This window comes from Paraflavitalea pollutisoli (assembly GCF_029360705.1).
GTDB lineage: Bacteria > Bacteroidota > Bacteroidia > Chitinophagales > Chitinophagaceae > Paraflavitalea > Paraflavitalea pollutisoli.
The window spans coordinates 2405070-2419749 of the sequence record NZ_JARKMX010000008.1; the positions used below are offsets into that span (position 1 = coordinate 2405070).

Sequence of the window (14680 nt, forward strand, 5' to 3'; positions counted from 1 at the left end):
CAATAATTGCATTTAGTTGGCGGACTCTTGTCAAGACCGGTGTCATCCAGGTATGAAAACAGGGATTCTTTTCCTCGCCGTACTCCTGCTGTCTATCCAACAGACGATGGCTCAGCTTCCCATGGAACTAACACCCCCACCAACGACGAAAGACAAACCTGGCCCCTATCGCATTAACGCCTATGTAGGTTACGTATTCGACGACAAGATCTCTCATTACGGCGATCCTACCAGTTATTATACAGGAACCATTCAGGGCGGATTGCAATGGGGTATCAGCGGCGAATACCTGCTGGAAGATTATTTGGGTATCAGCCTTTCCTATTCCCGACAGGACACCAAAGCAGACATGATTGCCTATGAAAATACGGAGCGGCAAGTCAACCTCGACATGGGCATCAGCTATGTACTGGTCGGCTTAAACGGTTATTGGCCTATCAGGCATTTTCCCGTCGTCCCCTATGGCGGAGCAGGGATTGGCTTTGCTTTTATCGGCATCGATAATCCAGCCAATGGCTGGCGGGATAGCGGATCCAAATTGGCCTGGGGCGTAAGAGGTGGAACGAATATTACACTGGCACACCGATTCGCCATCAAGCTGCAGGGGCATTTGTTATCGGCGGTGTACGCATCTGGTGGCGCCTTGTTTTTTGGCGACACCCCCAACGGCGGATTGAGTGCCTATACCACTATTTTTCAGTTTGGCCTGGGTGGTGGCCTGGTGGTGACCTTTTAACCTGGCTCGAAAATCCATGGAGATGGCGGTATGGTGTTCTGACCGGTGTCGTACCCATATGAAAAGACTGATCATGGGCCTGGCCCTTTTGCTGCTGCTGACCCAACAGCTGACAGCCCAGACGAAAACAGCTAAATACCGCATCAATGCTTATGCCGGTTATGTATTTGATGATGGGGTAGATTCTTATTACGACGCTTTCAATTACTACGATGGCACCATCAAAGGTGGCTTCCAGTGGGGACTTGGCGCCGAATACCTCGTGCATCCCTACTATGGTATTGAACTCTCCTATTATCGCCAGGACACGGATGCACCCATGACCTATTACCAGAATGGCATTAAGAATACCAACTTCGACCTGGGCATCAGCTGGATTTTATTAGGGGTGAATCGTTATTTCAAGCTCGACGCACCGATGATTACGCCCTATATAGGCGGTGGTGTCGGTGTAGCCATCGTCGATATTGAAAATCCCAACACCAATTACAGCGACAATGCGACCAAGTTTGCCTGGAACTTCAGAGGGGGCACCAATATCAATCTTTCTTCCCGGGTGGCCTTTAAAGTGCAGGCTCAATTGATGTCGGCCGTACAAGGTGCCGGCGGTGGTCTATATTTTGGAACCGGTGGTGTGGGAGCTGGTTTGAGTACCTACTCTACCGTACTGCAGTTTGGTTTTCATGGAGGATTGGCGTTGTCGTTTTAACGCGTCCTGTCATTTGAAATTACGTGCATGCCCAAACAAGGAAGATTGGATCTCTTGCTCTTTGGGTGGCTGTGCCGGTACATAGGCACCATCGCGTTCATCGCCGCGGGCGGGCACCTGCACCACCGGCATGGCTTCTTCCGCAGGCGTCAGCGTGCGCAATAGCTTGTTGAGGTTATGGCAGCGGTGCACGACGACGTGTACAACTTCTCCCGCTTTTTGTACTTTTCCTTCAACCATGATCAGTTGTGATTGCAGGATCTCTTTACGGTACTGATCGAAGAGGTTTTTGAAGATGACGAGGTTGGCATTGCCGGTTTCATCCTCAATGGTCATGAAACAAATACCACTGGCCGTACCAGGTCGTTGACGTACCAATACCAACCCAGCCACTTTTATCAACTGCCCATCTTCCGTATCCGCCAATGCGCCCGTTGGCAGGATGTGCAGCAGTTGCAATTTCTCCCGCACAAAACTGACGGGGTGCGATTTCAACGACAAGGATACCGCACCATAATCATGCACGACCTGCTCGGAGTCGGCCATCAGCGGCAATTGCACGGCATCTTCTTCTTCATCGGGTTCCTGGGTACCGCGGAAGATACCTACCGGTGCATCTTTACGCGAAGCCTCCCACAAGGCTTCCCGTCGATCCATGCCCATCGACCGGAAGGTATCGGCATAGGCCAATCGCTCCAACACGGCGACGGGTATTCCCATATCGCGTAACTGGTTGAGGTGCGTATAAGCTTGTTGCCGGTTCGCCACCAATACTTCCACGTCTTCCTGCTTCAGGCCTTTTACCTGCCGGAAACCTAGCCGCAGGGCTTTGTACCGGCCGGCCTGCTCTTCCAGGGTATTGTCCCACTGACTCAGGTTCACATCTACCGGCCGGACCACCACCCCATGATTACGGGCATCGATCACGATCTGCGCCGGTGCATAAAAACCCATCGGCATACTGTTGAGCAACGCACCCGCAAACACATCGGGATAATGGCATTTGAGCCAGGCAGACACGTTGACCAGCAACGCAAAACTCGCAGCATGGCTTTCCGGGAAACCATAGGAGCCAAACCCTTCCAGCTGCTTAAAGATCCGCTTCGCATAGTCCAACTCGTAGCCGTTCTGCAACATACCCTTGATCAGCTTCTCCTCAAATTTGGTGACCATGCCATGCGATTTGAAAGTAGCCATGCTGCGACGCAAGGCATCAGCTTCTGCCGGCGTAAAGCCGGCACAACGGATGGCGATCTGCATGGCCTGCTCCTGGAAAAGCGGAACCCCCAGTGTTCGTTTCAATATTTCGTACAATTCAGGGGATGGATAGGTGACGTCTTCTTCCTTATTGCGCCTGCGCAGGTAAGGATGCACCATATCGCCCTGGATGGGGCCGGGGCGAACAATAGCTACCTCGATCACCAGGTCGTAGAAGTTGACAGGTTTCATACGGGGCAACATGGCTTGCTGCGCCCGGCTCTCGATCTGGAACACGCCAATGGTATCGGCATGGCCGATCATCTCAAACATGGCTGGATCGTTGATGGGGATATTGGCCAGGGTCAGGTTCAATCCATAATGCTGCTTACCCAGATCGAAGGCTTTGCGGATGCAGGTCAACATACCCAGTGCCAGCACATCGATCTTGAGAAAACCCAGTGCATCGATATCATCTTTGTTCCACTCGATACAGGTACGTCCTTCCATGCGGGCATTCATGATGGGACACAGATCGGATAACTTACCCCTTGTAATAACAAAACCGCCGGTATGCTGACCCAGCTGTCGGGGAAAACCCATATACTGTTGCGTTAGCTGCAGCACTTTCAACAGCAACCGGTCACCGGGATTCAACCCCTGCTCTACGATCCGCTTTTCATCAAACCACTCATTGGTAAACTCCCAAATAGTGCCCGATAACCGCTTGACGGCATCGACGGATAATCCCATCGCTTTGCCTACATCGTTGATGGCGCCTTTCTGGTGCAGGGTGGTGACGGTCGCCACGATGGCCGCCCGGTCGCGGCCATATTTCTCATAGATATACTGGATCACTTCTTCCCTTCGCTCATGCTCAAAATCGACATCGATATCGGGTGGTTCATTGCGGGCGGAAGAAATAAAGCGTTCAAACAGCAGATCAAACTGTGTAGGATCGACGGAGGTAATGCCGAGGCAATAACAAATGGTGGAGTTGGCGGCCGATCCCCTGCCCTGGCAAAGTATGCCTTTGCTGCGGGCAAATCGTACCAGGTCGTATACCGTTAGAAAATAGGCCGCATAGTTCATTTCTTCGATGAAGGTGAGTTCATACCGGATGGCATTTCCGATCTTATCGGGCACCGTATCACCATAGCGGTCATGAGCCCCCTGCCAGGCCAGCATGGTCAGTTCTTCCTGGGTGTTGCGTCCTTCGGTCGTGATCTCTTCGGGATATTCATATTTCAGTTCATCGAGTGAAAAATTACATTGCTCCATCACCCCGATCGTACGGGAGAGGGCATCGGGGTATTGCAGAAAAAGCCGTTCCATTTCCGATACCGGCTTCAGGTACCGCTCTGCATTGGCGTGGAGGCGATAGCCTGCCGTTTCGATGGTACAATGTTCGCGGATGCAGGTGATCACATCCTGCAACTCACGCCTTTCAGCGATATGATAGTACACATCGTTGGTGACCACCATCGGGATAGCCATGCGCGCCGCAATCTGGCCCAGGCGAAAGAAACGCTTGCGGTCTTCCCCGTTGTAACTGGTGGCAGCGGCGATGTACAGATGTTTTAAAGCATCCCGGTACACCTTCAGGTGCTCATAAAATGTTTTATCGAAGTCATATTCTTCATTCAGGGTATCGGGTGGCACCACGATAAACAGTAAATCGGCAGAGCAGGTTTGGATATCTTTTTGGAACAGCTGGCAGTCGCCTTTCTCTGCACGGAGGTTGCCCAGGGTGAGCAAAGCAGACAGCTCCTTGTAGCCGGTCAGGTTGCGGGGATAGGCCAGCAGGGAGGCTCCATCCTGCAGATCGAGCCGGCAGCCCGGTAGAAAACGTATACCTTGTTCTTTGGCCGCCACATGGGCGCGCACCACACCGGCCAGGGTATTGCGGTCGGTGATGGCAACTGCCGCATACCCCAGTTCGGCCGCCTGCGCCACCAGTTCTTCCGGGTGCGAAGCGCCGCGTAAAAAACTGAAGTTGGATGTGACCTGTAATGCTGCATACTTCATACTGCTACCTCCTTATGCAAAGAACCCATGCAGGTACCATTGCGTTTTGTTGTGGGCATCGTAGTGACCGCTGCGGAATACCCAGTAGCGCTTACCAGCTTCATCTTCTACGACATAATAATCGCGGTGTTCACCGGTTTGCAGCCACCAGGCCTGCTCGATCCGTTCGGGCCCGTCGGCTTTTTTAATATTGTGTACCTGCCCTTTGTAACGGAACAGGATGGGCGGGTAATCGGGTACCGGTGCTGCCACCTGTATGGGAGCAGGTTGGTACAACAGGGTGAGCGGACGCCGACGGCTGGCCGACCAGGCATCGGGTAAGCGACCATGTAAGGCCGGTGCATCGCGGAACGACCATTCGGGCCAGTATTGCTCTGCCGGTGCAAAACGGTGGATCTGGTTGATATCGATCCGGTTCGACAAGCGGTCGATCAGTTCGGAGAGACCCGTATCATCGAGTCCGCCACTACCTTCCCAGATCTTTTCCTGCAAGGGTTCTACTGCTTCCACTTTCACTGCTTCGAGTAGAAACAGCTCGATGCCCAGCGCAGGCTCTACCTGATCGATCTTCAAAGCAAAAAGTTTGAAGAGATGTGCCACATGAAGTGAAGCCCGGTGGGTACCGATGGCGATCTGTTCGATAGCTCCATCTACCCGGAATGCTTTCAGGACGGCCTGGCGGATCCCCTTGCCCTCCTGCTCCAATCGCTTGCACAGGGAAGTGAGCAATTGCTCGATGGCCATTTCGATACCGGTGGCCGTCACGATGGGCTCCAGGCAGGGTAACCGTTCTTCGAATGGGGCCGGCGCTTGTATCGGTGTGAGGGTTTCAGTAGCCGTACCCAGTGCCTGATCGAGGCGGAGCAGGAAATGGGTGCCAAAGCGTCGTTGCAATACGGCCCGTGGCATAGACAGGAATCGTTTGATACGCCGTAATCCCAGTTGCCGCAACCTGGCTGTAGTGGCTGGTTCCAGCCGGAGTGCTTCGGGCGGTAAGCCCTGCAGCGCTTCAATATGACCACCCGCCGGTACGATGGTGGGATGTTGGGTAAAACGTGCCATGGCCCAGGCAGCGCCGATGGTATCTGCCATGGATGCCTGGACAGTAAAGCCCAGCTGTTGTAATCGTTGTACCAGGTCATGCAGGTAGGCCGCTTCCCCACCCCACAGGTGTGCGCAACCGCTGACATCGAGCAGCAACCCCTCCGCGCCATCGATGGCCGACACGGGGGTAAAACGTATACACCAGGCAGCGAGCCGCTGCAACAGGCTATCGACCAGCGCAGGGTCATCATCCCGAACTTCTACAGCGGCATAGATGGTGCGGGCATCGGCCACGGTGATACCGGCTTCGATGCCGGCCTGCAGCGCAGCGGCATTGACGGCGCGCACCATCATACGGCCATGGTCGGGGGATGCCAGCACGAAGGGCCCAGAGCGCAGTGCCGGTTGACGCAGTGCACAATAATCCGCCTGCAGGAAGCGGAACCAGATGGATACATACCGCCGCGCCATATCAACCTGTTTTTTTATTGGAAGCAGGCAACTTGGTAGCGGGCAGCGGAACAGCAGGCAATTGGCCGAGGGCAGGCGCCTGCGGGAAACGGAAACCACCGGACTGCCATTGAACGGTCCAGCTACCGGTACGGCCATTGCGCACCCGCAGCAGGTCAACCTTCCAGCGCGGGAAAGAAACCCCGGGCAGTCCATCGGCACTTTCGCTGGGCAGGCTGGTCACCTGCCAACGTGCCACCGCCGCAATGGTATTGATGCGACGCTGTACGGTACGCAGGATGAATCCGGTGACACGGCTTTTCTCCACGGCCAGCTGCAAACGGCGGGAGGCTGTGAAGTCGATATTGTTCAGTTCGCCCACCACTGCTGCCAGCCCGGGGTACTGCAAGGCTTCCTCCATGACCCACAAGGCTTCTTTTTCTTTCCGCAGGTCGATGAGAATGAGGCGATCGGGTTCAATACCAAACTGTTTGAAAGCAGGCGGAAACAATTTTTTACTGCCGGTGATCCAGATCACCGCGCCGCCGGCCCGCATCAGGTGGGCCAGTATGCCCGCAATAAAAGCGGTGGTACAGGCATCATCCGAGGGATCACTGATCAGGAACTCGTGGATGCCCCCGGTAGGAAACTGCTGAAAGGGAAAAGACTGGGCTATGGGGCCGATATCGATGGCCCGCACAGGATCGGCCGTGAGGGGTTTAAACCCTTGCAACAGGAGTATCTCCTGCTCCAGTTTTGCTTTTATGGCTGGCTGTTGTGGCATCATGCAAGTACATTGTTCCCCACTGCAATACTACTAATATTTTTAGCATTTCGCCCATATAATTTATCCACCTTGTTTCAAATCGACGGGTAATGTGGTACTATCGTGCTAACAACAAACTGGAGGCAGCTTGTATCGGGTACCCTGCCCCCTGCATCGGCAACAGTCCCATTTTTACCACAAACCGGGGTGTAGATCACCTCCGGGGTTGATGTTCCCCAATGTAGTAGCCGCAGATTTAATTCACGTTATTCGAAAAGACTTTGACCGCTCCGGGCTTATTAGACACGGGGGCTGGCATAAGCTTTTAATAAGAACTACTAAAATGTATAGCAGTGGAGAGTATTGTATTGAGAGCGCAGATCATTTCGGAAATCAAATCCTTTACGGCCATGTTGCAAAAGGGTGCGGCCCTTCCTGACCTGTATGCAGCCCGTGACCGGATCAAAATGCTGATGCATAAACTGGAACTGATCGAAAACCAGCCGGATCGGCTGGACCCTACGTTTAACAACTAATGCGCCGTGGCAAAAGGCAACCAGGCATCGAGGTAAACCACCACCATCTACCACAAATTCCATAGCTCCGGCATTTTCCGCTCCAGGGCTTCAAGGGCAATGGGTAATTAACTTCTACACAGTATATTTTTTCTTCAACTATTACCTGATTGGTTTAATTTCAAGGTACTTGTCTGTTAGTCCTTACCCATTATTGTATACCAATCACTGTTTATGAACCGACTTGTAGCCTTTGTCCTGATCGGGGCGCTGGGATGGCAGCCAGCTATCGCACAGCTGGCGCAGCAACCTTTCGGATCCAGCTTCCCGGATTTGCCCTACTCAACGATAGATTCCCTGCCTTCCAGACCAGCATTTGTCCCTGCTGCTCCGTCCCTGATCAGCCCCATACGGCTTTCACTACTGTCATTGGCTGACTCCCCAGCAAATGCTGCCAGTTTCTGGCAAACCCGCTTTGTAAGGATGACGGCCGTGCCGATCGGTCTTTTTGCAGCTTCCGCCCTTACCTGGGGCGAACGCGAGGAGATCCGGAAATTTCGCAACCGGTATATTCCCACCTTCCGGCATCATTACGACGACTATCTCCAATATGTACCTGCCCTGGCGGTATTCGGCCTCAATGCAGCGGGCGTAAAAGGAAAACACAGTATGAAACGGGCTTTCGTGTCGTATGCCTTTTCCGCAGCCATCATGGGTCTTACCGTCAACACGATCAAGTATACCGCCAAGGTGCAAAGACCCAGTGGAGATGACCGCAATTCTTTCCCTTCCGGACATACCGCCAATTCTTTCATGAACGCCACCTTCCTCAATAAAGAATACGGACAGTACCGTCATCCCTTATACGGCGTAGCGGCCTATACTATGTCGACCGCCACAGCAGTCGGGCGTCAGTTGAACAACCGGCACTGGATATCCGATGTACTGGCCGGAGCAGGCATTGGTATCCTATCCACCGAACTGGGCTATTTCTTTGCCGACAAGATCTTTAAGGACAAAGGTGTGCACAAGCCTTTGCGCAGTGATCCTTTTCCCATCAACAAGAAGCCTAGCTTCCTGGAACTGCGGTTGGGGTTTGCGGTGGCCAGCTCGGGCGACCTCATCAAATCTAACAAAGACCTGCATGCCGAACGGGGATTCAATTTTGGACTGGAGGGTGCCTGGTTCTTTCACAAGAATGTTGGCATTGGTGGCGAGTTTGCCTTTACCAGTTTTCCTGCCAATGACGATAAGCTCGTCATCAACGATCCTACCGCCACCCTCCTGGGCGATAATTATTACACGCAACCCATGGGTGTTCGCTACTTGCACATCGGTCCCTTCTTCAGTTTGCCGCTCCGCAACAATTGGTTCATTACGGCCAAGTTGAACGCCGGCAGTTCCACCGGTGCCGAAGGCAATATCATGGTACAGGTCAGGGATGAATTTCAATCGCTGATCACCGAGAAAGAACTGCCCTACATCCGGTATAAGCCTGAATATACTTTTAGCTGGAGCAGTGGGATCGGTATTCAGAAAAGAGTCGCCCGCAACCTGGGCCTCAAAGCATTTGCGGCTTACTTCGACTCGGACCATGACTTCGATGTCGATGTACTGCGTGAGATCAACCAGGATGGTTCGTACCGGTATGAGCGCTCTCTCCGGGAGCGGGTACGGTTCAACCACTGGACCTTTGGGTTGGCGGTCACCGCATTTATCTGGTAATCCGGCAGAGGGGGAATTCCCGATGCGGCATGCCCTGGTGGCAACCGGGGGCACCTGCCTGACCGGCCAGCCTGCCTGGCAGGCCAAAGGGCTATTATCATTTATCAAATTCTTATTTCTCAATCGGTTAGCTTATTTCCGGCATTCGTAAACAGGTAGCCTGTGATACGGGCTAATTTCGCAACCTGAAAATGACGCTGCGGACCTTTTCTGCTTGTTCCTGTCCGCCAGCCCCACCATCATCATTCACAAACTCGAAACATGAGATATTTACTGATGCCCCTTGTTGCCGGTATGCTCCTCAGCACCAGCACCCAGGCCCAGCGCCCAGCAGGTCCCCAAACGAACAATCCCTTGCTCAATGCCAGCTTCTGGCAGGAGAAACCAGGTCTCGACGCCGTGAAAGCTGCGGTAGAGAAAGGTGCCAATCCTGCAGAATTCAACGGCAACGCTTTCGACCCGGTGGTGATGGCCATCAATGCCGGTGCCTCCAACGAAGCCATTGTTTACCTGCTAGAGCAGAAAGGCAATGACATCAACAAGATCACCCACGATAGCCGCAACTATATTCACTGGTCGGCCAGCAGAGGCAACACCGTGGTGATGGAATACCTGCTCAACAAGGGCGCCAAAGTAAGCAACCCCGACAGCCATGGCTCTACCCCCCTGTTGTTTGCGGCCGGTGGACAGCAAGACACCAAAGTGTATGACCTGTTGCTGAGCAAAGGTGCCAACCTGAAAACAGAACTGAATCATGACGGCGCCAATGCGCTGCTCGTGGCCATCGGCAATGACCCTGAATTTAAACTCACCGAATACTTTGTATCGAAAGGGCTGTCGCTGCAATCGAAAGATGCTGCGGGCAACACGGCTTTCGATTACGCAGCCCGCGCCGGCAATATCAAGAACATGCAGTTGCTGCAAAGCAAAGGCGTGAAGCATACCAACAACGCCATGATCTTCGCCAGCCAGGGTGGCCGCCGCGGTGCTAATACACTGGAAGTGTTTCAGTACCTGGAAAGCCTCGGCATCAAGCCAACGGTGACTGCGAAAAATGGCGACAACGTACTGCATGCGCTGGTACGCCGTCCCGGCCAAACCGAGATCATCAAGTATTTCCTCGGCAAAGGCGTGAACGTTAACCAGGCCAACGAAGATGGCAATACCGCCTTCCTGAACGCTGCCGCCAGCAGCCGCGACACGGCGTTGATCGGTTTACTGAAAACATCCGTTAAAGACATCAACTATGCCAACAAAGCAGGCGCTACCGCCCTCTCGCTGGCCGTACGCAGCAATGCCCCCGAAGTAGTGAGCTACCTGCTGAACCAGGGCGCTTCGCTGAAGACGACCGATGCCAAAGGCAATAACCTGGTGTATTACCTGTTTGAATCGTACAGCCCCCGCAACGCCAAAGAGTTTGATGCCAAGCTGGCCCTGCTGAAAAGTAAAGGACTGGACATAGCCGCGCCCCAACAAGATGGCAGCACCCTGTACCACCTCGCCGTAGCGAAAAACGACCTGGGCCTGCTGCAGCAAGTACAGACCTATGGTGCCGACGTGAACGCCAAAAACAAGGAAGGCATGACCGCCCTGCACAAAGCAGCCATGATCGCCAAAGATGATGCTGCCCTGAAATACCTGCTGAGCATCGGCGCTAAAAAAGACATTGGTACCAGCTTCAACGAAACAGCTTTCCAACTGGCCGCCGAAAACGAGTACCTGACCAAACAAAACATTTCCGTAGACTTCTTAAAATAGTGTGCTCCCCATGAAACAACTCATCCGCACCAGTTTATTACTCGTACTGCTCACCGCTACGTTGGCCGGCAGCGCGCAAACGACCAAGTACAAATGCATGATCCAGATGACCAACTATATGGGCCAGGGTGCTTATATCGTGGTATCGCTGATCAACAGCAACGACACCTACAATAAAACATTGTACGTACTGGGGTCCGACAAGAAATGGTATCCCGATGTGAAGGAATGGCACAAGGCGTATAAAAAGAAGCCAACCAATATCAGCGCGATCACCGGCGCCTCTGTGGCTGGTGGCGACCGCAGCGTGGTCACCATCGAACTCGACAACGCCACCATCAATGCCGGCTACAAGCTGCGTTTTGAAAGTGCCGTTGAAGACAAAGAGTACCACGTAAAAGACCTGGAAATCCCTCTGACGACAGAAGCACTGGCTGCTAAAACAGATGGCCAGCATTATATCCGGTACGTTCGTTTCAGCGCTAATTAATTGCACCCGACAATATGACGATGTCTATATGGAGATACAGCCACTTCGCACTGGCTGTATCTTCTTTTCTTTTATTGACCCTCGCTTCCGTGACAGGTATCATCCTGGCATTTGAGCCGGTGACCGAGAAAGTACAACCGTACAAAGTAAGCGGGTTCTATGACCTGCACCTGTCGCAGGTAGTGCCTGTATTGAAAGCGCAATACCCCGGCCTGCAGGAGATCAAGGTAGATGACAATGAATTTGTACTCATCACCTGGTCGGACAAGACGGGTGATAACCAAAAAGCCTATGTACACCCGGCTACGGGTGCCCGCCTCGGCACGCCCCACGAAAAGCCGGCACTCTTTCAATGGACCACTACCCTGCACCGCTCACTCTTCCTGCACGAAACAGGCCGGATCATCATGGGCATTACGGCCTTCCTGCTCATCCTGGTGACCCTATCGGGCATTGCCCTCGTGATACAACGGCAAAAAGGTCTTAAAAGATTTTTCCACCCGATCGAACAAGGCAACTGGGCCCAATACTACCATGTGCTGTTTGGGCGCTTTGCGCTCTTCCCTATACTCGCGGTAGCCATCACCGGCACCTTACTCGCCCTGGCTCAATTTGACAGCTGGGCCCCTAAAAAAACGATCCTATCAGTCGATACCGACCACGTAGCAGAAGAACCTGTCCGCAAGCCCGCGGAGTTTCCGCTCTTTCAACGCACCTTCTTATCACAGGTACAATCGGTAGAATTTCCCTTCTCTGATTTTCCGGAAGATTATTACACCTTGAAGTTGAAGGACCGTCATGTAGCCGTGAATCAGTTTACCGGCGATGTACTGGCACAGGCCGTGCTCGACAAAACGGTGCTCCTCAACAACTGGAGCATGCGCTGGCATACAGGCCGCAACGGGATCATCTGGGCGATCGTGCTGGCCATTACGGCTGGCTATTTATTGTTCTTCATTTACTCGGGCCTCGTGATCACGATCAAACGCCGCTCGGGTCGTGTGCGCAACAAATACAAAGCTGCCGATGCCCGCATCATCCTCCTGGTAGGTACTGAGAATGGCACGACCAATCACTTTGCCGCTTCCGTATACAAACAACTGATCAGCCACGGAGAAAAAGTGTACCTCGCCGGGCTGGACAAATACACGACCTTCCCCCAGGCGCAGCACCTCATCGTGATGACCAGTACGTATGGATTGGGAGATCCACCTGCCAATGGCAAACATTTTGCCGCGCAACTGTTGAAACACCCACAGGCGCAGCCGATACACTATTCGGTGGTTGGATTTGGTTCGCGCAGCTACCAGGACTTTTGTCAGTTTGCCGTAGATACCGACCACCTGCTGCAACAGCAATCCTGGGCACAGGCTGCGTTGCCGCTGTATACCATCGATGACCGTTCGCCGCAGGATTTCAGTAACTGGCTGACGGCCTGGTCGCAGTTGACCGGCTTCCCCCTCACGTTACCCCGCCAGCTGCTTACGACGAATAAACATGGTCTGCGCTCCGTGAAGGTGATGCACAAAACAGCCGTAGATGCCAATGACTCCTTCCAGGTACGACTGAAATTGAAAGGGCTTACCAAAGTATCATCGGGCGACCTGTTGGCCATCTATCCCAAAAACGATCACCGGGAGCGGTTGTATTCCATTGGCAAGATCGGCAAGGAAATACAACTCAGCATCAGGCTACATGAACATGGACTGGGTTCCAGGTACCTGCACGGCCTGGAACCGGGCGCCACCTTATCTGCCCGGATCGTCAAGAATCAGCACTTCCACTTCCCCCGCAAAGCACGGGCTGTGCTGATGATTGCTAATGGTACTGGCATCGCACCTTTTCTCGGTATGATCAGCAGCAACCATAAGGGCGTGCCGATACAGCTGTATGCGGGTTTTAGAACCAGGGCAGCCTTTGCCCTCTACCGCACCTTCTTACAGGGATGTATGGATGCCGGCAAGCTGGATGATATCCACCTGGCCTTATCACGTGAAACCGGCAAACATTATGTCAGCGACCTTTTGTTGCGGGATGAGGAGCATGTATTCACTCACCTGCAGGAGGGTGGCATTGTCATGATCTGTGGCTCCTTGTCGATGCAGAGAGATGTACTGGCCTTGCTGGAAAAGATCAGTGTGGCGAAGAAAGGAGCAGGTGTGGAAGCCTGGCAATCGGGCGGTCAGATCCTCAGCGACTGCTATTGATCGCGTTGCCGGTATTTACGCAGCTTTATCTTTTTAGAAGTATAGAATTTGCCTTCGTCGCTGACCATGATGGTGGTGTATGCGGGAAACTGTTTCAATAAACGGAAGCCCGCCTCTTTACCCATCACCATAATGGAAGTACTGAAGGCGTTGGCCATTTCGGCACTGGGGCCAAAAACGGTTACACTGGTCAGTCCGGTCACCGGGTAACCGGTAGTGGGGTTGATGATGTGTGAATAGCGTTTGCCATCGAGCTCGACATATTTTTCATAACTGCCGGAAGTGGTCACGGCACTGGTACGCAGGGGAACGACTGCATAGAGGCTACCTCTGTCGAAAGGATCGCTGATGCCGATCGTCCAGGGGCTGCCATTGGGCTGACGCCCCCAGGTACTCATATCACCGGACCCATTGACGATGCCTGCGTGGATGCCGCGCGCCAACATCATATCGCGACATCGGTCGGTGGCATACCCCTCCCCCAGGGCACCAAAACCAATCTTCATACCGGGCAACTTCAAAAAGATCGTTGACTGTTCTTTATCGATCACGATGTTCCTGTATCCTACTTTGGCCACAGCCTGGCGTACGACTGCCGAATCGGGCATCGCCGTCATGGAACCATCGTATTTCCAGATCCTTTCCATGGCAGCAAAGCTGATATCGAAAGCGCCATGGGTCAATTCAGAAATACGGATCGCGCGTTCTGCCAGTTCAAGTACTTCCCGATCTACTTTTACCGGGGCAATACCTGCGTTGCGATTGACGGCAGAGACCTGTGAAGCAGGTTTCCAATCGGAGATGAGGTATTCGATCCTCGAAACTTCAGCAATGACGGAATCAATATAGCGCTCGGCCGTCAGAGAGTCTTTAGCGACAATGGTAATATCGAAACGCGCGCCCATGAGTACAGCCATTCGCTGACGGGCAACCTGGGCTAAACTTGCCTGAACGAGTAGCAATAAGAAGAAGGTGCCGATGAGCCGGATGATCCTTTGCATAGGACCGCAAAGTTACAGGCAACGCGGCAGAAAAAGGCAGAAAGGCAACCCCGA

At 53.2% G+C, this 14680-nt stretch carries 11 protein-coding genes; 7 read left to right on the forward strand and 4 right to left on the reverse strand.

The genetic code is table 11. From position 1 onward, the window contains the following. The first annotated feature begins 52 nt into the window (after nt 1–52). Nucleotides 53–736 (forward strand): outer membrane beta-barrel protein, encoded by a 684-nt coding sequence (locus P2W70_RS23235; protein WP_276483929.1) that lies wholly within the window; start codon nt 53–55, stop codon nt 734–736. Nucleotides 737–794: 58 nt separating this feature from the next. Next, nucleotides 795–1445, forward strand: a complete 651-nt coding sequence (locus tag P2W70_RS23240; protein ID WP_276483930.1) for an outer membrane protein — start codon at nt 795–797, stop codon at nt 1443–1445. A gap of 9 nt (nt 1446–1454) precedes the next feature. Here P2W70_RS23240 and P2W70_RS23245 read toward each other — a convergent pair whose 3' ends face one another. The 3 genes from P2W70_RS23245 to P2W70_RS23255 are packed head-to-tail and all read right to left on the reverse strand — an operon-like array spanning nt 1455 to nt 6951. Beyond that, nucleotides 1455–4670, reverse strand: a complete 3216-nt coding sequence (locus tag P2W70_RS23245; RefSeq protein ID WP_276483931.1) for an error-prone DNA polymerase — start codon at nt 4668–4670, stop codon at nt 1455–1457. A 12-nt stretch (nt 4671–4682) separates the two neighbouring features. Beyond that, nucleotides 4683–6185, reverse strand: coding sequence for a Y-family DNA polymerase (locus P2W70_RS23250; protein WP_276483932.1), 1503 nt, complete (start codon nt 6183–6185; stop codon nt 4683–4685). 1 nt (nt 6186) lies between these two features. Then, the gene (locus P2W70_RS23255) at nt 6187–6951 is read right to left on the reverse strand and encodes an ImuA family protein (protein ID WP_276483933.1); all 765 of its coding nucleotides are present in this window, start codon (nt 6949–6951) and stop codon (nt 6187–6189) included. Between the two features lie 332 nt (nt 6952–7283). Here P2W70_RS23255 and P2W70_RS23260 point away from each other — a divergent pair, with 332 nt between their 5' ends. The 5 genes from P2W70_RS23260 (at nt 7284) to P2W70_RS23280 (ending at nt 13625) form a co-directional block, all read left to right on the forward strand. Then, complete coding sequence (locus tag P2W70_RS23260) at nt 7284–7466, forward strand: hypothetical protein (RefSeq protein WP_276483934.1); 183 nt, start codon at nt 7284–7286, stop codon at nt 7464–7466. 213 nt (nt 7467–7679) lie between these two features. After that, nucleotides 7680–9170, forward strand: coding sequence for a phosphatase PAP2 family protein (locus P2W70_RS23265; protein WP_276483935.1), 1491 nt, complete (start codon nt 7680–7682; stop codon nt 9168–9170). 261 nt (nt 9171–9431) lie between these two features. After that, nucleotides 9432–10928, forward strand: a complete 1497-nt coding sequence (locus tag P2W70_RS23270; protein ID WP_276483936.1) for an ankyrin repeat domain-containing protein — start codon at nt 9432–9434, stop codon at nt 10926–10928. 10 nt (nt 10929–10938) lie between these two features. Continuing rightward, the gene (locus P2W70_RS23275) at nt 10939–11418 is read left to right on the forward strand and encodes a DUF2271 domain-containing protein (RefSeq protein WP_276483937.1); all 480 of its coding nucleotides are present in this window, start codon (nt 10939–10941) and stop codon (nt 11416–11418) included. Nucleotides 11419–11432: 14 nt separating this feature from the next. Further along, complete coding sequence (locus tag P2W70_RS23280; RefSeq protein ID WP_276483938.1) at nt 11433–13625, forward strand: PepSY domain-containing protein; 2193 nt, start codon at nt 11433–11435, stop codon at nt 13623–13625. Here P2W70_RS23280 and P2W70_RS23285 read toward each other — a convergent pair. Beyond that, nucleotides 13619–14626, reverse strand: a complete 1008-nt coding sequence (locus P2W70_RS23285) for an FAD:protein FMN transferase (protein WP_276483939.1) — start codon at nt 14624–14626, stop codon at nt 13619–13621. The genes P2W70_RS23280 and P2W70_RS23285 overlap by 7 nt on opposite strands. Nucleotides 14627–14680: the final 54 nt, after the last annotated feature.

Coding starts and splice junctions, on each gene's coding strand:
- P2W70_RS23255 (WP_276483933.1), bottom strand. CDS start 6,951: ATGATGCCACAACAGCCAGCCATAAAAGCAAAACTGGAGCAGGAGATA.
- P2W70_RS23270 (WP_276483936.1), top strand. CDS start 9,432: ATGAGATATTTACTGATGCCCCTTGTTGCCGGTATGCTCCTCAGCACC.
- P2W70_RS23245 (WP_276483931.1), bottom strand. CDS start 4,670: ATGAAGTATGCAGCATTACAGGTCACATCCAACTTCAGTTTTTTACGC.
- P2W70_RS23285 (WP_276483939.1), bottom strand. CDS start 14,626: ATGCAAAGGATCATCCGGCTCATCGGCACCTTCTTCTTATTGCTACTC.
- P2W70_RS23250 (WP_276483932.1), bottom strand. CDS start 6,185: ATGGCGCGGCGGTATGTATCCATCTGGTTCCGCTTCCTGCAGGCGGAT.
- P2W70_RS23265 (WP_276483935.1), top strand. CDS start 7,680: ATGAACCGACTTGTAGCCTTTGTCCTGATCGGGGCGCTGGGATGGCAG.
- P2W70_RS23235 (WP_276483929.1), top strand. CDS start 53: ATGAAAACAGGGATTCTTTTCCTCGCCGTACTCCTGCTGTCTATCCAA.
- P2W70_RS23280 (WP_276483938.1), top strand. CDS start 11,433: ATGACGATGTCTATATGGAGATACAGCCACTTCGCACTGGCTGTATCT.
- P2W70_RS23275 (WP_276483937.1), top strand. CDS start 10,939: ATGAAACAACTCATCCGCACCAGTTTATTACTCGTACTGCTCACCGCT.
- P2W70_RS23240 (WP_276483930.1), top strand. CDS start 795: ATGAAAAGACTGATCATGGGCCTGGCCCTTTTGCTGCTGCTGACCCAA.